This window comes from Pseudomonas sp. GL-B-26 (assembly GCF_019947405.1).
Classification (GTDB): Bacteria; Pseudomonadota; Gammaproteobacteria; order Pseudomonadales; family Pseudomonadaceae; genus Aquipseudomonas.
In genome coordinates this window covers 51,954-68,341 of the sequence record NZ_JAGYGJ010000019.1, presented here as the reverse complement: position 1 = coordinate 68,341, position 16,388 = coordinate 51,954, and the positions used below count along the sequence as shown (strand labels likewise).

General features: G+C 58.6%; 16 protein-coding genes. All 16 read left to right on the top strand.

Features of this window, described 5'->3' with window-relative positions:
- The first annotated feature begins 112 nt into the window (after window positions 1-112).
- The 16 genes from KGB23_RS14675 (at window position 113) to fliI (ending at window position 16,383) form a co-directional block, all read left to right on the top strand.
- Entirely contained in the window at window positions 113-1,039 is a 927-nt protein-coding gene (locus tag KGB23_RS14675) for a ketoacyl-ACP synthase III (RefSeq protein ID WP_134421374.1), read from the top strand.
- Between the two features lie 97 nt (window positions 1,040-1,136).
- Window positions 1,137-2,429 (top strand): motility associated factor glycosyltransferase family protein, encoded by a 1,293-nt coding sequence (locus KGB23_RS14670; RefSeq protein ID WP_223431608.1) that lies wholly within the window; start codon window positions 1,137-1,139, stop codon window positions 2,427-2,429.
- The gene (locus KGB23_RS14665; RefSeq protein WP_223431607.1) at window positions 2,426-2,695 is read left to right on the top strand and encodes a hypothetical protein; all 270 of its coding nucleotides are present in this window, start codon (window positions 2,426-2,428) and stop codon (window positions 2,693-2,695) included. Before KGB23_RS14670 ends, KGB23_RS14665 begins: the two co-directional genes overlap by 4 nt.
- A gap of 253 nt (window positions 2,696-2,948) precedes the next feature.
- A complete protein-coding gene (locus KGB23_RS14660) occupies window positions 2,949-3,800 on the top strand; it encodes a flagellin domain-containing protein (RefSeq protein WP_150655091.1) in 852 nt (283 codons plus the stop codon).
- Window positions 3,801-3,873: 73 nt separating this feature from the next.
- The gene (locus KGB23_RS14655; protein WP_150655092.1) at window positions 3,874-4,239 is read left to right on the top strand and encodes a flagellar protein FlaG; all 366 of its coding nucleotides are present in this window, start codon (window positions 3,874-3,876) and stop codon (window positions 4,237-4,239) included.
- Window positions 4,240-4,321: 82 nt separating this feature from the next.
- The gene (gene fliD, locus KGB23_RS14650; protein WP_223431606.1) at window positions 4,322-5,743 is read left to right on the top strand and encodes a flagellar filament capping protein FliD; all 1,422 of its coding nucleotides are present in this window, start codon (window positions 4,322-4,324) and stop codon (window positions 5,741-5,743) included.
- 131 nt (window positions 5,744-5,874) lie between these two features.
- Window positions 5,875-6,270: a flagellar export chaperone FliS gene (gene fliS, locus KGB23_RS14645; RefSeq protein WP_150655094.1), complete on the top strand. Its 396-nt coding sequence runs from the start codon at window positions 5,875-5,877 to the stop codon at window positions 6,268-6,270.
- A 10-nt stretch (window positions 6,271-6,280) separates the two neighbouring features.
- Window positions 6,281-6,577, top strand: coding sequence for a flagellar protein FliT (locus tag KGB23_RS14640; protein WP_150655095.1), 297 nt, complete (start codon window positions 6,281-6,283; stop codon window positions 6,575-6,577).
- 169 nt (window positions 6,578-6,746) lie between these two features.
- On the top strand, window positions 6,747-8,222 hold the full coding sequence (locus KGB23_RS14635) for a sigma-54 dependent transcriptional regulator (protein ID WP_150655096.1): 1,476 nt from the start codon (window positions 6,747-6,749) through the stop codon (window positions 8,220-8,222).
- A gap of 128 nt (window positions 8,223-8,350) precedes the next feature.
- Window positions 8,351-9,556, top strand: a complete 1,206-nt coding sequence (locus tag KGB23_RS14630; RefSeq protein WP_223431630.1) for a sensor histidine kinase — start codon at window positions 8,351-8,353, stop codon at window positions 9,554-9,556.
- Window positions 9,557-9,561: 5 nt separating this feature from the next.
- Entirely contained in the window at window positions 9,562-10,947 is a 1,386-nt protein-coding gene (locus KGB23_RS14625) for a sigma-54-dependent transcriptional regulator (RefSeq protein ID WP_223431605.1), read from the top strand.
- 130 nt (window positions 10,948-11,077) lie between these two features.
- Window positions 11,078-11,407, top strand: coding sequence for a flagellar hook-basal body complex protein FliE (gene fliE, locus KGB23_RS14620; RefSeq protein WP_008151056.1), 330 nt, complete (start codon window positions 11,078-11,080; stop codon window positions 11,405-11,407).
- Window positions 11,408-11,421: 14 nt separating this feature from the next.
- The gene (gene fliF, locus KGB23_RS14615; RefSeq protein ID WP_150655099.1) at window positions 11,422-13,206 is read left to right on the top strand and encodes a flagellar basal-body MS-ring/collar protein FliF; all 1,785 of its coding nucleotides are present in this window, start codon (window positions 11,422-11,424) and stop codon (window positions 13,204-13,206) included.
- Window positions 13,199-14,218: a flagellar motor switch protein FliG gene (gene fliG, locus KGB23_RS14610; RefSeq protein ID WP_007894195.1), complete on the top strand. Its 1,020-nt coding sequence runs from the start codon at window positions 13,199-13,201 to the stop codon at window positions 14,216-14,218. Before fliF ends, fliG begins: the two co-directional genes overlap by 8 nt.
- Before the next feature lie 7 nt (window positions 14,219-14,225).
- Window positions 14,226-15,035 (top strand): flagellar assembly protein FliH, encoded by an 810-nt coding sequence (gene fliH, locus KGB23_RS14605; RefSeq protein WP_223431604.1) that lies wholly within the window; start codon window positions 14,226-14,228, stop codon window positions 15,033-15,035.
- Window positions 15,025-16,383 (top strand): flagellar protein export ATPase FliI, encoded by a 1,359-nt coding sequence (gene fliI, locus KGB23_RS14600; protein ID WP_223431603.1) that lies wholly within the window; start codon window positions 15,025-15,027, stop codon window positions 16,381-16,383. Before fliH ends, fliI begins: the two co-directional genes overlap by 11 nt.
- The last annotated feature ends 5 nt before the right edge of the window (window positions 16,384-16,388 follow it).

Sequence of the window (16,388 nt, the reverse complement as noted above, 5' to 3'; positions counted from 1 at the left end):
TTTTATTCTTCCCGTCCGTCGCTCCCTCGGGGCGACATTTTTCTCTGTTTGTCGGCGCCCCTCGAATCATTACGAGCGGTGGTATTGGGCTGTTTATTATTGGGAAGCCGTAATGATTGGCATAAAAAGCATTGCGAGCTACGTTCCTGTAGCCGGCGTGGACAATTACGCACAAGGTGCAAAATTCGAAAAGGATGAAGAGTTCATCCTGGGCAAGATCGGTTCGGCCTTCCTGCCGCGCAAAGACGCCGGGCAGGAAACCTCGGACCTGTGTGTCGAAGCAGCCAATGCGCTGTTCGCCAACAATCCCGACTTGAAACGTGAAGACATCGACGTGCTGATCGTTGTCACCCAGAACGGCGACGAAGAAGGCCTGCCGCACACGGCTGCCATCGTTCAGGACAAACTGGGCCTGCCGACTACCGTGGCCGCGTTCGATATTTCCCTGGGCTGCTCCGGCTACGTCTACGGCATCTACGCCATCAAGGGTTTCATGGAAGCCGCAGGCTTGAAGAATGGCCTGCTGATCACAGCTGATCCGTACTCGAAGATCGTCGACCCGGAAGACCGCAACACCACCATGCTGTTTGGTGATGCCGCCACCGCCACCTGGATGGGTGAAAACGCGCCATGGCAGTTGGGCAAGGCCAAGTTCGGCACCGATGGTTCCGGCGCACCGCACCTGAAGGTGACCGATGGCGTGTTCTTCATGAACGGCCGTCAGGTGTTCAATTTTGCGCTGCTTAAAGTTCCGGCGCATTTGCACGAGTTGCTGGCCGATTCGCAACTGACCGCTGACGATATCGATGCCTTTTGCATCCACCAGGGCAGTGCCGCGATTGTCGACGCGGTGGCACGACGCTTCGAAGGCGAGCCGGAGAAGTTCATCAAGGACATGGTCGAGACCGGCAACACGGTGTCGTCGAGCATCCCGCTTCTGCTGGAAAAACATGTGCTGGACTCCACCTGGAAGCGTGTGGCGTTGAGCGGTTTCGGCGTTGGTTTGTCGTGGGGTTCGGCGATCATCTATCGCCCTTGAGCCTCGGCTCTTTAGCCAAAGAATGCCAGGCACAAAAAAAGCGTTCAAGGTGTAACCTTGAGCGCTATTTTTTTGCCCGAATGAAAAGCGAGGCTTCATGAGCGAGTTCTTTGAGCGCAACGTCGACGTCATACAGCACCGCTGGCCAATGCTGTCTGCGCGCTTGCTGGTTGAGAACACAAGCCTGTTACAGGCTGAGCTGGTGGAAGGCCTGGGCTCGACGCTGAGCATCAACGGCATTCAGCTGACCAGTCGCCATGACCGCACCCGCGAGGCCAGGCTTCAGGCTGGCAGCCTGCCGATCGACAGCCCCGTGGTGCATGTCTATGGCACCGGGCTTGGTGATTTGCAAATGGAGCTGCTGGCGCGCGCCGGGCTTGAGCATTTGTATGTGCACATCCTCAACGGCGCGGTGTTTGCGCTGGTGCTGCAACTGCTGGATCAGCAACAGTGGCTCGGCGATCCGCGGGTCGAGCTGATGTACGCCGGCGATCTGGCGGAAATCCAACTGCCGTTTTTCGCCTTGCCGTCCGAGCTGGTATTGGCGGATGACTTCAATGCCAAGATCCGTGATCGCCTGATCAGCGAAACCCATCTGACCTTCAATAATCGTGAGTTCGATCCTCAGGCCCCAGACATCGTCGAGCGCTTGCAGGCGAGTCTGGAGCTTGTGCAAGCCGATTGCGACGTGGCCGAGTTGTTCGATTCGCGCAAGGGGCAAGAGATTTTCGTCATTGCCACGGGGCCTAGCCTTGAGCAGCACTTCGAGACCTTGCGCGCGATTCGCAATCAGGCCGAGCGACCGTTGTTCATTTGTGTCGATACGGCCTACCGACCGCTGCTCGATCACGGGGTCCGCCCTGATGTGGTGGTCAGTATCGACCAGCGCATCTCGGCTCGGCATCTACCACCTGAAGGTACGGCCGATATCATCCTGGCGTACATGCCCATGGTTGATCCCCTGGTGCTTGAAGCCTGGCAGGGACCGCGCTATGCCAGTTACTCCGCCAGCCCGATCTATCAACAGTTGCGTCAGCAATGGCCCAAGGGGGAGCTGTATGGGGGGGGGAGTGTGATTCACCCGGCAGTGGACCTTGCAGTGAAGATGGGCGCAGCGCAGATCACCCTGTTCGGCGCCGACTTTGCCTTCCCCGGGGATAAGACCCATGCCGGCTGGAACGATGGCGACCTTGGCCCGCAACTGGGTGTGGCCAAACACTGGGTACTTGATGGTCGCGGCCAACGAATCAAAACTCAACTTAACTTCCGTAGCTACCTGTGTGAGTTGGAGCGTTTTATCGCCGGCCACCCTCACGTGCGTTTCTATAACAGCAGCCGGGCAGGGGCGATGATCGCCGGTGCGGTGTTTCACCCGGAGTTGACGGTATGAGCGGGCTGCAGTCTTTTATCGTCGGTTCGCAGCAGTGTGCGGCGTTGTTTCGGTTGGGGTGTGATGTGGAGGCGGGGCTGGCGATGATCGAACTGATCTCGACGGTGCAGGTGTCCTTCGATCAGGCGTCAAAGGATGCTCAGCAACAATGGGTATTTTTGCTCGGCCTGATGCTCGGTTGCCAGGAAGCACAAAACTGGCTCGCCCTGGCGGATTACCTCGAATACGAATTGGTCCAGCTGATGACCGACACTCTGTCCTTTTAAACAGTTTCTCTTCTGCCGGCGCCGGCGAGTCTTCGCCAACCTGTCGCCGGCATTTCCCTGACGTCATTTTTTCGCTGCTTGAGTGTGGCCAAGTCCTTTGTTTACGGGGGGTGGCAACGTGATGGCAAATATTTTTGAAAATCCCCTAAAGCAAGTTGCAATCCCGACGATAACTATTACGAAGGTTCTCTAGGCCATACCCGGCGGTTGCCAGGGCCGGAAGCCGCAGTACCCAACCAACGAGGAATTCGTCATGGCTTTAACAGTAAACACTAACGTTACATCGTTGAACGTACAGAAAAACCTGAACAAGGCTTCTGATGCTCTGTCGACTTCGATGACCCGTTTGTCTTCCGGCCTGAAAATCAACAGCGCTAAAGACGACGCTGCCGGCCTGCAAATCGCTACCCGTATGACCTCGCAGATCCGTGGTCAGACCATGGCGATCAAAAACGCCAACGACGGTATCTCGATCGCTCAGACTGCTGAAGGCGCGATGCAAGAATCGACCAACATTCTGCAGCGTATGCGTGAACTGGCTGTTCAATCCCGAAACGATTCCAACGGTACCGACGACCGTGCTGCTCTGAACAAAGAGTTCGCAACCATGTCGGACGAACTGACCCGTATTGCCAAGTCGACCAACCTGAACGGCAAAAACCTGATCGATGGCACCGCTGGCACCATGACCTTCCAGGTCGGTTCCAACACCGGCGCTACCAACCAGATCACCATCACTCTGGATAGCGGCTTCGATGCTGCCACCCTGAGCGTTGACTCTGCTGCCGTCGCCATCACCGGTAACGACAGCGCCACTGCAGAAGCCAGCACCGCTGCTGCAATCGACGCAATCGACGCGGCCCTGAAAACCATCAACACCAGCCGTGCGGACCTCGGTGCTGCCCAGAACCGTCTGACCAGCACCATCTCCAACCTGCAGAACATCAACGAAAACGCCAGCGCTGCACTGGGTCGCGTACAAGATACCGACTTCGCTTCGGAAACTGCACAGCTGACCAAGCAACAAACTCTGCAACAAGCTTCCACCGCAATTCTGGCTCAGGCCAACCAACTGCCATCCGCTGTACTGAAACTGCTTCAGTAATAGCTGGGTGAGTTTTGGCGGGGGAGTGCGCACGTCGCGCTCTCTCGCTTTTTTAGTTTAAGAGGTGATGGACATGGATATGAGCGTGAAGCTGAACTTGTCTTATCCTGCGGCCAAGCAGGCGACGACTGTTGCCGATAAGCCGGCGCAGAAGCCTCTAGCGGAAACTGCACCAGTGGTTGCCGTCAAGGAAGAAAGTAAAGGCACTCAAACCGAGCAGGAACAACTGAAGATGGCCGTTCAGGAAATCGAAAAGTTTGTTCAGTCGGTCAAGCGCAACCTGGAGTTCTCGATTGACGAGCCTTCAGGCAAAGTTGTGGTAAAAGTGATTGCCAGTGACTCCGGTGAGGTGATTCGTCAGATCCCCAACGAAGAAGTCCTTAAGCTGGCCAATAGCTTGAATGATGCAAGCAGCCTGTTGTTCAGCGCAAAAGTCTGACAGCTGGCATGAATTTTGTTGCTATGTTCTTTTGGGCGTTGTAGTGGTCAAAAGGCCGGCGACACACTGAAGGGAGTTCCACATGGCAAGTCCAATTCTACCGGGCACGGGTTTAGGCTCAGGCCTTGATACCGGTGCTATCGTCAAAGCCTTGGTGAACGCTGACAAAGCGGCCAAGCAAGGTCAGATCGACCGCGGGACTAAGGTTAACACCGCAAGCATCTCCGGTATTGGCACCTTGAAGTCCTTGATGGCTGCGTTTACCAAATCCATGACTGATTTGGGTAGCAAAACCAACCCGCAGTTTCCCGGCTTTGCTGCGACTTCCTCTGATGTGAAATTTGTCACAGCCACCGCCAGTAACTCGGCCGTGGGCGGCAACTACGTCATCAACGTCGGCAACCTGGCCACGTCGTCCAAAGTGACCAGTGCTGCGTTTGCTGGCGGTACGACCAGCGCTATTACTGATGGCCCGATGACCATCAAGCAGGGTACCGCGACATTCAATCTCGATATAAAACCCGGCGCTACACTGCAATCGGTTCGAGATTCGATCAACGCCGATGCCTCGCTCAAGGGCGCCGGTATCAGCGCCAATATCGTGACTGACTCCTTTGGGTCGCGTCTGGTGTTGGGTTCGACCACTACAGGAGTCGGCTCGGATATTTCCGTCACTGGCATCCCTGAGCTGACCATCGACGGCACGCAAGTCGTGGGTACTACTGCCTCTCCAATGACCGCCGCTTCTGCTGGTTCTATTGGTGCTTTGGCTGTTGATGCAAATTTCACCGTCGATGGTATGGCACTGACCAGCAAGAGCAATACCGTGGATAAGGCGGTCTCCGGCCTGACGTTTAACCTGGTGGCTGTAGGGACCTCGACTGTTACCGTGGCGACGAACACCGATGGCCTGAAGGCGTCGATCCAAAAGTTCGTCGATGCCTACAACGCTATCGCCAACAGCGTCACCTCGTTGACCAAGTCTTCGCTCGATGATGATGGCAAGCTGACCGTTCCGGCAGCATTGACCGGTGATGCGCTGCCACGTTCGATCCTGTCGGCTATTCGCTCGCCTCTGTCGGAAACCGGTTCAGGTGACAAGCTCACTGTGCTCGCGCAGTTGGGTATTACCACCAATCAGAAGACCGGTGCGCTCGATTTTGACAGCACCAAGTTCACTGCTGCGATGAATGACAAAAAACTGGGCGGTGAAGTTCAGGAGTTGTTCACGGGTAATAACGGTCTGCTGGAACGGATGACGAAGGCTGTCGCACCGTTTGCAGATACCGGCGGTATTCTGGATCAGCGTACGACCAGTCTGAACAAAACCAAGACCAAGTTGACCAACGACCAGGCAGCCCTGGATCGTCGTATCGAGACCCTGACCGCGGTACTGACCAAAAAATACAACGACATGGATACACTCGTCGGCAAGCTGAAAGCCACGGCCAGCAACATCACCTCGATGTTCGAAGCGATAGCTGCGCAGCAGAAGAACAGCTGATAACCCAGTAGCGCCAAAAGCCCGGCAGCGTCGTTCAACGCTCCGGGCTTTTGTGTTTTTGCGACTAAAGTTTTTTGACGCATCGTCGATACACTGGTTATACGAACCACAGATTTTTGATGAGGTACAACATGAATCCAATGTTAGCCCTTCGCCAATACCAGAAGATTGGCGCTCAGGCGCAAACGTCCGAAGCCAGCCCTCATCGTCTGGTGCAGATGCTGATGGAGGGTGGCCTTGACCGTATTGCGCAGGCCAAAGGTGCGATGGAGCGCAAGGATATCGCCAATAAAGGCGTTCTGATCGGCAAGGCCATCGGCATCATCGGTGGTCTGCGTGAAGGTCTGGATCTGGAAAACCAGGCCGAGTCGGTGGGTGAGCTGGATAATCTCTACACCTATATGATGAAGCGTCTGGCCGAGGCCAACATCAAGACAGATCCAAAGATTCTCGACGAAGTCGCTGATTTGCTTCGCACCGTCAAAGACGGCTGGGATGCTATCGCCGCGCCGGGTCCGCAGTTTTAAGGAGATCACCATGAGTCTTGTATTGCAGCGAATCGAACAAACCCGTGAAGGCCTGGTCGGTGCTTTGGCTGAGCGTAACTGGGAAGCCATTGGCGAGTTGGACCTGGCTTGCCGTTCCTGCATGGAAGACGTCTTGAGTGAAGCTTCGGTGGACGAGGCCGCGTTACGCGATAATCTTGAGGAGTTGTTGGGGGTGTATAAACAGCTTCTTGAGGCGGCGACAGGGGAGCGGCAAGCGATAGTTGAAGAGATGTCGCAGATCCACCAAGCACAGAACGCGGCAAAGGTTTACCATCTGTTTGGTTAATCCCCGGTTAATCCAAACATAGTGCGCCATAAATTTGACTGTGCACGGTTTTTTGACTTAACTAGTGGCTGGTTCCAGATTTCAGGCGTCTACAGGCATAACGTGTCTGCAAGCGTCTAGCTTGCCCCATCATTTTGGGCATTGAGTTGACTAGGGAAGTTGCTATTGCATGTGGCGTGAAACCAAAATTCTGCTGATTGATGACGATAGCGTCCGCCGCCGCGACTTGGCGGTGATTTTAAATTTTCTTGGCGAAGAAAATTTACCCTGCGGTAGCCATGACTGGCAGCAGGCTGTCGGCTCATTGTCATCAAGTCGTGAAGTAATCTGTGTCCTCATCGGGACGGTCAATGCTCCTGGTGCACTCGTGGGCTTGTTAAAGACACTCTCAACCTGGGATGAGTTCCTTCCGGTTTTGTTAATGGGTGATAATTCTTCCGTTGACTTGCCTGAAGACCAGCGTCGCCGAGTGCTTTCGACCCTCGAAATGCCACCCAGCTACAGCAAATTGCTCGACTCCCTGCACCGTGCCCAGGTCTATCGCGAGATGTATGACCAGGCCCGCGAGCGCGGCCGTCACCGTGAACCCAATCTTTTCCGCAGTCTTGTCGGCACCAGTCGGGCGATTCAACACGTCCGTCAGATGATGCAGCAAGTCGCCGACACCGACGCCAGTGTGCTGATCCTCGGTGAGTCCGGGACCGGCAAGGAAGTGGTCGCGCGCAACCTGCACTATCACTCCAAGCGTCGTGATGCGCCGTTCGTACCGGTCAACTGCGGGGCGATCCCGGCCGAGTTGCTGGAAAGCGAACTGTTTGGCCACGAGAAGGGCGCCTTCACCGGGGCAATCACCAGCCGCGCCGGGCGTTTCGAACTGGCCAATGGCGGCACGCTGTTCCTCGATGAAATCGGTGACATGCCGTTGCCGATGCAGGTCAAGTTGCTGCGGGTATTGCAGGAACGCACCTTCGAGCGCGTGGGCAGCAACAAGACCCAAAGCGTTGACGTTCGCATCATCGCCGCGACCCACAAGAATCTCGAAAGCATGATCGAGATCGGCACCTTCCGCGAAGACTTGTACTACCGCCTGAATGTGTTCCCGATCGAAATGGCGCCACTGCGAGAGCGTGTCGAAGACATTCCGTTGCTGATGAACGAGTTGATCTCGCGCATGGAGCACGAGAAGCGTGGTTCGATCCGTTTCAATTCCGCAGCGATCATGTCGCTGTGCCGTCACGGCTGGCCGGGCAACGTCCGCGAACTCGCCAACCTGGTGGAGCGCATGGCGATCATGCATCCGTATGGGGTGATCGGCGTGGTCGAGTTGCCGAAGAAATTCCGTTACGTCGATGATGAAGACGAGCAACTGGTCGACAGCTTGCGCAGCGATCTTGAAGAACGGGTGGCCATCAACGGTCATACTCCGGACTTCTCTGTCGGCGCCATGCTGCCGCCGGAAGGCCTGGACCTGAAGGACTACCTCGGTGGTCTGGAACAAGGGCTGATTCAGCAGGCGCTGGATGATGCCAATGGCATCGTGGCGCGCGCCGCTGAACGCCTGCGCATTCGTCGCACCACGCTGGTGGAAAAGATGCGCAAGTACGGCATGAGCCGTCGTGACGGTGATGAACAGGCGGATGATTGACGCCTGTTTTTCAAACCCTTCATTTGTAGGCGGTTTTTTTTAGGCACGGGTATTGCTAGATCCCTCGCAACGTTCCGTTTAACTGACGGTCAGCCAAGCGAGAGAGCACGATGCCCCAAGCCGCCCAGATGTCACCTGTCCCTGACGCTGCGGGACAACCGTCGTCCGTAGAGCAGGCGAGCCGGCTTGGCCTTGAGCAGGCGTTTGCACTGTTCAACCAGATGTCGAGCCAATTGACCGACTCCTACAGCATGCTCGAAGCCCGGGTCACCGAGCTCAAGGGTGAGCTGGCGGTGGTCAGCGCTCAGCGCATGCAGGAGCTCGCGGAAAAAGAACGCCTGGCCAACCGGCTGCAAAACCTCCTCGATCTGTTGCCCGGCGGCGTCATCGTCATCGACGCCCAAGGCATCGTGCGCGAAGCCAACCCCGCTGCCTGCGAACTGCTCGGTCTGCCCCTCGAAGGCGAGCTGTGGCGTCATGTCATTGCCCGCTGCTTTGCGCCCCGTGAAGACGACGGTCACGAAATCTCGCTCAAGGACGGTCGGCGTTTGTCGATCTCCACTCGCTCGCTGGATGCCGAGCCCGGTCAGTTGGTGTTGCTCAACGACCTGACTGAAACCCGTCATCTGCAAGATCAGCTGGCCCGCCACGAACGTCTGTCGTCCCTCGGCCGAATGGTCGCTTCGCTGGCTCATCAGATTCGTACCCCCTTGTCCGCTGCCTTGCTCTACGCCAGTCATTTGACTGAACAGGCGTTGCCGGTCGAGACCCAGCAACGTTTTGCCGGACGCCTGAAAGAGCGTCTGCATGAGTTGGAGCATCAGGTTCGCGACATGCTGGTGTTTGCGCGCGGCGAGCTGCCGCTGACCGATCGCGTCACGCCCAAAATGCTGATGCAGTCGCTGCAGGCGGCCGCGCTGACCCATGTGCAGGACCTGCCAATTCGCTGGCAGTGCGACAGTCATTCCGGCGAGTTGTTGTGCAATCGCGACACCCTGGTCGGGGCGATCCTGAACCTGATCGAGAACGCCATCCAGGCCGGTGCCGGCGATGTGCGTTTGAAAGTCCATTTCTATACCCGTGACAACAACCTGCGTGTAGCGGTCAGCGACAGCGGTAGTGGCATCGATACGAAAGTACTGGCGCGCCTGGGGGAACCCTTCTTTACCACTAAAACCACCGGAACCGGCCTCGGCCTGACCGTGGTCAAGGCAGTGACGCGTGCTCATCAAGGAGAATTGCAGCTGCGCTCGCGGCTCGGTCGCGGCACGTGTGCCCAGGTCATCCTGCCGCTTTTTTCCGGTGAAAAGCCCCACGCTCAGGGAGCGGAGTGAAGGACATGGCAATCAAGGTTTTACTGGTCGAGGATGACCGCGCGCTACGCGAAGCACTGGCGGATACGCTGCTGCTCGCGGGGCACGACTACACGGCGGTAGGCTCGGCTGAAGAAGCGCTGGCGGCGGTTGGTAATGAGGCGTTCAACCTGGTGCTGAGTGACGTCAACATGCCGGGCATGGACGGCCATCAACTGCTCGGATTGCTGCGCACTCGTCAGCCGCAGTTGCCGGTGTTGCTGATGACGGCTCACGGCGCCGTGGAGCGGGCAGTCGATGCGATGCGCCAGGGCGCGGCGGATTACCTGGTCAAACCGTTCGAGCCCAAAGCCTTGCTCGATCTGGTGGCGCGTCATGCGCTGGGCAGTCTCGGCACGACCGAGGGCGAGGGGCCTGTAGCGTTCGAGCCGGCCAGTGCGCAATTGCTGGAATTGGCCGCACGGGTGGCGCGCAGTGATTCCACGGTATTGATCTCCGGCGAGTCCGGGACCGGCAAGGAAGTGCTGGCGCGTTACATCCATCAGCACTCTCACCGTGCCAGTCAGCCGTTCATTGCGATCAACTGCGCAGCCATCCCCGACAACATGCTCGAAGCCACGTTGTTTGGTCATGAAAAGGGCTCGTTCACCGGCGCCATCGCGGCGCAGGCCGGCAAGTTCGAGCAAGCTGATGGCGGCACGATCCTGCTCGATGAAATTTCCGAAATGCCTCTCGGGCTCCAGGCCAAGTTGCTGCGAGTTTTGCAGGAGCGCGAAGTTGAGCGAGTCGGCGCTCGCAAGCCGATCACGCTGGACATTCGAGTGGTCGCGACCACCAACCGTGACCTGGCCGGTGAGGTGGCAGCGGGACGTTTTCGCGAAGACCTTTACTATCGCCTGTCGGTGTTTCCGCTGGCCTGGCGTCCGTTGCGCGAACGTACCGCCGACATCCTGCCATTGGCCGAGCGTCTTCTGGCCAAGTACGTCAATAAAATGAAGCATGCCGCGGCAAGTCTGTCGCCTGAGGCTCAGGCGTGCCTGATCGGTTATCCATGGCCAGGTAATGTGCGTGAACTGGATAACGCGATTCAGCGGGCGCTGATCCTGCAGCAGGGCGGATTGATACAGCCTGAGGATTTCTGTCTGGCCGGGCCGGTCGCCTGTGCGCCGTTGCCAGCCTTGGTGTCGACGTCCGTGCGAACTGTGGAGGTCGAATCCGAGTCGGGCGGGGCGCTGGGTGATGACCTGCGTCGCCGTGAATTCCAGATGATCATCGACACCTTGCGTTCCGAGCGCGGTCGTCGCAAAGAGGCCGCCGAGCGCTTGGGCATCAGCCCGCGCACCCTGCGTTACAAGCTGGCGCAGATGCGAGATGCCGGAATGGACGTGGAAGCTTATTTGTTCGCCACTTGATTCGTTAGCTATGCAAAGCCCGGGACGGCTTTTGTTTGGAGTGGCCACGGAGCTGGCACCCTTGTTGCTAACACCTCACTACCCGCCGAGTGAGTGTCAAAAAATTGCGGGTCGCCAGAGAGAGTAGACCATGAGCCAAGGTATTGAATTTAATCGATTGATGCTGGACATGCGTTCCATGCAAATGGATGCCATGTCTGCGTCGAAATCGACTGCCGCAGTTCCTGAAATGGGTGGCAGCAGCTTTTCCGACATGCTCGGTCAGGCCGTCAATAAAGTGAACGACACCCAACAGGCGTCCAGTCAGTTGGCCAGTGCCTTCGAGATTGGCAAAAGCGGCGTCGACCTGACGGACGTGATGATTTCCTCGCAGAAGGCCAGCGTGTCTTTTCAAGCGTTGACCCAAGTACGCAACAAGCTGGTTCAGGCATACCAAGACATCATGCAGATGCCGGTTTAAGGACGAATTGAGTCATGGCAGAAGCAGTCGCCGATAATGTTCCGGCCAAGGCCACTCCAATAGACGGCAAGCCGCCGCTGTTCGGGTTGTCCTTTCTGGAAAACCTCTCCGAGATGACCATGTTGCGTCAGGTGGGCCTGTTGGTCGGCCTGGCTGCGAGCGTGGCGATTGGCTTTGCCGTGGTGTTGTGGTCCCAGCAGCCGGACTACCGGCCTCTGTACGGCAGCCTTGCCGGTATGGACGCCAAACAGGTCATGGATACCCTGGCCGCAGCCGACATTCCCTATACCGTTGAACCGAATTCCGGTGCCTTGCTGGTCAAGGCCGATGACCTGTCCCGTGCGCGAATCAAACTCGCGGGCGCTGGTGTCACTCCCAGCGACGGCAACATCGGCTTTGAAATTCTCGACAAGGACCAGGGCCTCGGCACCAGCCAGTTCATGGAAGCGACCCGTTATCGTCGTGGTCTCGAAGGCGAACTGGCCCGCACCATTTCCAGCCTGAACAACGTCAAGGGTGCTCGCGTGCACCTGGCGATTCCGAAAAGTTCGGTGTTCGTGCGCGACGAGCGCAAGCCGAGCGCCTCGGTTTTGGTGGAGCTGTATTCCGGTCGTTCGCTGGAGCCGGGTCAGGTACTGGCGATCATCAACCTGGTGGCCACCAGCGTTCCCGAACTCAGCAAATCCCAGATCACTGTCGTCGACCAGAAGGGCAACCTGCTGTCGGATCAGGCGGAAAATTCCGAACTGACCATGGCCGGCAAGCAATTCGATTACAGCCGTCGCATGGAAAGCATGCTGACTCAGCGCGTGCACAACATTCTGCAACCGGTGCTGGGCAACGATCGCTATAAAGCCGAAGTCTCGGCCGATGTGGATTTCAGTGCCGTCGAATCGACCTCCGAGCAGTTCAACCCGGACCAACCGGCGTTGCGCAGCGAGCAGTCGGTCAACGAACAACGTACCGCCAGCAATGGCCCACAAGGTGTGCCGGGTGCCCTGAGCAACCAGCCGCCCGCGCCAGCTTCTGCGCCGCAAACTACCGGTGGCGCTACCGCGTCGGCCGGCATGGTGCAGCCAGGCCAGCCACTGCTGGATGCCAACGGTCAGCAAATCATGGACCCGGCCACCGGCCAGCCTATGCTTGCACCGTATCCGGCGGACAAGCGTCAACAATCCACCAAGAACTTCGAACTCGACCGTTCCATCAGCCACACCAAACAACAGCAGGGCCGCTTGAATCGCCTGTCGGTGTCGGTGGTGGTGGATGACCAGGTCAAGATCAACGCGGCCAACGGTGAGACCACCCGTGCGCCGTGGACCGCCGATGAATTGGCGCGCTTCACTCGCCTGGTACAGGACGCCGTCGGCTTCGACGCCAGCCGTGGCGACAGCGTCAGCGTGATCAACATGCCGTTCTCCGCCGAGCGCGGGGAAGTGATTGCCGAAATTCCGTTCTACTCCCAGCCGTGGTTCTGGGACATCGTCAAGCAAGTGCTGGGTGTCTTGTTCATCCTGGTGCTGGTGTTCGGTGTGCTGCGTCCGGTGCTTAACAACATCACCGGCGGCGGCAAAGACAAACAGCTGGGCATTGGCAGCGACGTCGAGTTGGGTGGCATGGGCGGCCTGGACGGCGAACTGGCCAACGACCGCGTCAGTCTCGGTGGCCCGACCAGCATTCTGCTGCCGAGCCCGAGCGAAGGCTATGACGCACAGTTGAACGCAATCAAGAGTCTGGTGGCAGAAGATCCGGGGCGCGTGGCCCAGGTCGTGAAAGAGTGGATTAACGCAGATGAGTGATAACCGAGCCGTTGCCGCCAAACTGACCAAGGTCGACAAAGCCGCGATTCTGCTGCTGTCCCTCGGTTCCACCGATGCCGCGCAAGTGCTGCGCCACATGGGGCCCAAAGAGGTCCAGCGTGTGGGTGTGGCGATGGCCCAGATGGGCAACGTGCACCGCGAGCAGGTTGAGCAGGTGATGAGCGAGTTCGTCGACATCGTCGGCGACCAGACCAGCCTCGGCGTCGGCTCCGATGACTACGTGCGCAAAATGCTCACCCAGGCCCTGGGCGAAGACAAGGCCAACGGCCTGATCGACCGGATCCTGCTGGGCGGCAACACCAGTGGCCTCGACAGCCTGAAGTGGATGGAGCCGCGCGCCGTCGCCGACGTGATCCGTTACGAGCACCCGCAGATCCAGGCGATCGTGGTGGCGTATCTCGATCCGGACCAGGCGGGCGAAGTGCTCGGCAACTTCGACCACAAGGTGCGGCTGGACATCATTCTGCGGGTCTCCTCGCTGAACACCGTGCAGCCGGCGGCCCTGAAAGAACTCAACCAGATTCTCGAGAAGCAGTTCTCTGGCAACTCGAATGCCTCGCGCACCACCTTGGGTGGCATCAAGCGCGCGGCGGACATCATGAACTTCCTCGACAGCTCGATCGAAGGTCAGTTGATGGACTCGATCCGCGAAGTCGACGAAGACCTGTCCGGTCAGATCGAAGACCTCATGTTCGTGTTCAACAACCTGTCCGATGTCGACGATCGCGGCATTCAGGCGCTGTTGCGCGAAGTGTCCTCCGACGTGTTGGTGCTGGCCCTCAAGGGTTCGGACGAAGGCGTCAAAGAGAAGATCTTCAAGAACATGTCCAAACGGGCGGCCGAACTGTTGCGCGACGACCTCGAGGCCAAAGGCCCGGTGCGCGTCAGCGACGTGGAAACGGCGCAGAAAGAAATCCTCACCATTGCCCGCCGTATGGCCGAAGCCGGAGAAATCGTTCTCGGCGGGAAGGGCGGCGAAGAGATGATCTAAGGTCACTATGTCGTCCAAACATGATGAGTCCAACACCGACCTGATCCGTGGCAAAGACGTCGGTGGTTTCGACGTCTGGTCGCTGCCCAGTTTCGATCCGTTCGTGCCGGAACCTGAGCCCGAGCCTGAGCCCGAGCCGCCGGAAATGGAAGAAGTGCCACTGGATGAAGTCCAGCCACTGACCCTCGAAGAACTCGAAAGCATTCGCCAGGAGGCCTACAACGAAGGCTTCGCCACGGGCGAGAAAGAAGGTTTCCACAGCACCACGCTCAAGGTTCGTCAGGAAGCCGAAGTGGCGCTGGCCGCCAAGATTGCTGCTCTGGAGCAATTGATGGGGCATTTGTTCGAGCCTATCGCCGAGCAAGACACCTTGATCGAAAAGTCCCTGGTCGACCTGGTGCAGCACATCACCAAACAGGTGATTCAGCGCGAACTCGCCATCGACTCGACGCAGATCGAACACGTCATGCGCGAGGCTCTCAAACTCTTGCCGCTGGGCGTGGGCAATGTGCGGCTGTACATCAATCCGCAAGATTTCGAACAGGTCAAAGCCCTGCGCGAGCGCCATGAAGAAACCTGGCGCATCGTCGAGGACGAGGCATTGTTGCCCGGCGGTTGCCGGGTCGAGACTGAACACAGCCGTATCGACGCCACGGTCGAAACCCGCGTTGCGCGGGTCATGGACAAGCTGTTCGATCAGTTGCACGAACAGGCCTTGCACCCGGCCGCGCCGGACCTGAGCCTGGAACTGCCGATCAGCGACAAGCCAGCGGTCGCGCCGGTCGAACCTGAACTGGACGTTCCCGATGCGCCTTGATCGCACCAGCTTCGCCAAGCGCCTCGGCGGCTACGCCGAGGCCACGGAGCTGGAAGGTGCGCCGATCCTTGAGGGCCGCTTGCTGCGCATGGTCGGCCTGACCCTCGAAGCCGAGGGCTTGCGCGCCGCCATGGGCAGCCGCTGCATGGTCATCAACGACGACAGTTATCACCCGGTGCAGGTCGAAGCCGAAGTCATGGGCTTCTCCGGCAGCAAGGTGTTTCTGATGCCGGTCGGCAGCGTTGCCGGCATCGCTCCCGGTGCCCGTGTGGTTCCTCTGGCTGATACCGGCCGTCTGCCGATGGGCATGAGCATGCTCGGGCGGGTGCTCGATGGCGCCGGTCGCGCGCTGGACGGCAAGGGCGGGATGAAGGCCGAAGACTGGGTGCCGATGGACGGCCCGACCATCAACCCGCTCAAGCGCGAACCGATCAGCGAGCCGCTGGACGTGGGCATTCGCAGCATCAACGGTTTGTTGACGGTCGGTCGCGGTCAGCGTTTGGGCCTGTTCGCCGGTACGGGCGTGGGCAAGAGTGTGCTGCTGGGCATGATGACCCGCTTCACCGAGGCCGACATCATCGTCGTCGGGCTGATCGGTGAGCGGGGTCGTGAAGTTAAAGAATTCATCGAACACATCCTCGGCGAAGAAGGGCTCAAGCGTTCGGTGGTGGTGGCGTCCCCGGCGGACGATGCGCCGCTGATGCGTCTGCGCGCGGCGATGTACTGCACACGAATCGCCGAATATTTTCGCGACAAGGGCAAGAACGTCCTGCTGCTCATGGACTCCCTGACCCGTTTCGCCCAGGCCCAGCGGGAAATCGCCCTGGCCATCGGCGAGCCGCCAGCGACCAAGGGTTATCCGCCATCGGTGTTCGCCAAACTGCCGAAACTGGTGGAACGGGCCGGTAATGCCGAGAAGGGCGGCGGTTCGATCACCGCGTTCTACACCGTACTGTCCGAAGGCGATGACCAGCAGGATCCGATTGCCGACGCCGCGCGAGGCGTACTCGACGGGCACATCGTGCTGTCCCGGCGCCTGGCCGAGGAAGGTCATTACCCGGCCATTGATATCGAAGCGTCCATCAGCCGGGTCATGCCGTCGGTGGTTACGCCCGAACACATGATGCGCGCCCAGTATTTCAAGCAGTTGTGGTCGCGTTATCAGCAGAGTCGTGACTTGATCAGCGTGGGCGCCTATGTGGCCGGTGGTGATCGGGAAACCGACCTGGCGATCTCCCTGCAACCGCAGTTGGTGAAATATCTGCGCCAGGGCCTGAACGACAGCATCAGCCTGGGCGAAAGCGAAGCCTATCTCGGCACGATTTTCGCTCCCGCGGCCGGCGGCTAACCGGC

Coding starts and splice junctions, on each gene's coding strand:
- fliH (WP_223431604.1), top strand. CDS start 14,226: ATGTCGTCCAAACATGATGAGTCCAACACCGACCTGATCCGTGGCAAA.
- fliD (WP_223431606.1), top strand. CDS start 4,322: ATGGCAAGTCCAATTCTACCGGGCACGGGTTTAGGCTCAGGCCTTGAT.
- KGB23_RS14670 (WP_223431608.1), top strand. CDS start 1,137: ATGAGCGAGTTCTTTGAGCGCAACGTCGACGTCATACAGCACCGCTGG.
- KGB23_RS14625 (WP_223431605.1), top strand. CDS start 9,562: ATGGCAATCAAGGTTTTACTGGTCGAGGATGACCGCGCGCTACGCGAA.
- KGB23_RS14640 (WP_150655095.1), top strand. CDS start 6,281: ATGAGTCTTGTATTGCAGCGAATCGAACAAACCCGTGAAGGCCTGGTC.
- fliS (WP_150655094.1), top strand. CDS start 5,875: ATGAATCCAATGTTAGCCCTTCGCCAATACCAGAAGATTGGCGCTCAG.
- KGB23_RS14665 (WP_223431607.1), top strand. CDS start 2,426: ATGAGCGGGCTGCAGTCTTTTATCGTCGGTTCGCAGCAGTGTGCGGCG.
- KGB23_RS14630 (WP_223431630.1), top strand. CDS start 8,351: ATGTCACCTGTCCCTGACGCTGCGGGACAACCGTCGTCCGTAGAGCAG.
- fliI (WP_223431603.1), top strand. CDS start 15,025: ATGCGCCTTGATCGCACCAGCTTCGCCAAGCGCCTCGGCGGCTACGCC.
- fliF (WP_150655099.1), top strand. CDS start 11,422: ATGGCAGAAGCAGTCGCCGATAATGTTCCGGCCAAGGCCACTCCAATA.
- KGB23_RS14655 (WP_150655092.1), top strand. CDS start 3,874: ATGGATATGAGCGTGAAGCTGAACTTGTCTTATCCTGCGGCCAAGCAG.
- fliG (WP_007894195.1), top strand. CDS start 13,199: ATGAGTGATAACCGAGCCGTTGCCGCCAAACTGACCAAGGTCGACAAA.
- KGB23_RS14675 (WP_134421374.1), top strand. CDS start 113: ATGATTGGCATAAAAAGCATTGCGAGCTACGTTCCTGTAGCCGGCGTG.
- fliE (WP_008151056.1), top strand. CDS start 11,078: ATGAGCCAAGGTATTGAATTTAATCGATTGATGCTGGACATGCGTTCC.
- KGB23_RS14660 (WP_150655091.1), top strand. CDS start 2,949: ATGGCTTTAACAGTAAACACTAACGTTACATCGTTGAACGTACAGAAA.
- KGB23_RS14635 (WP_150655096.1), top strand. CDS start 6,747: ATGTGGCGTGAAACCAAAATTCTGCTGATTGATGACGATAGCGTCCGC.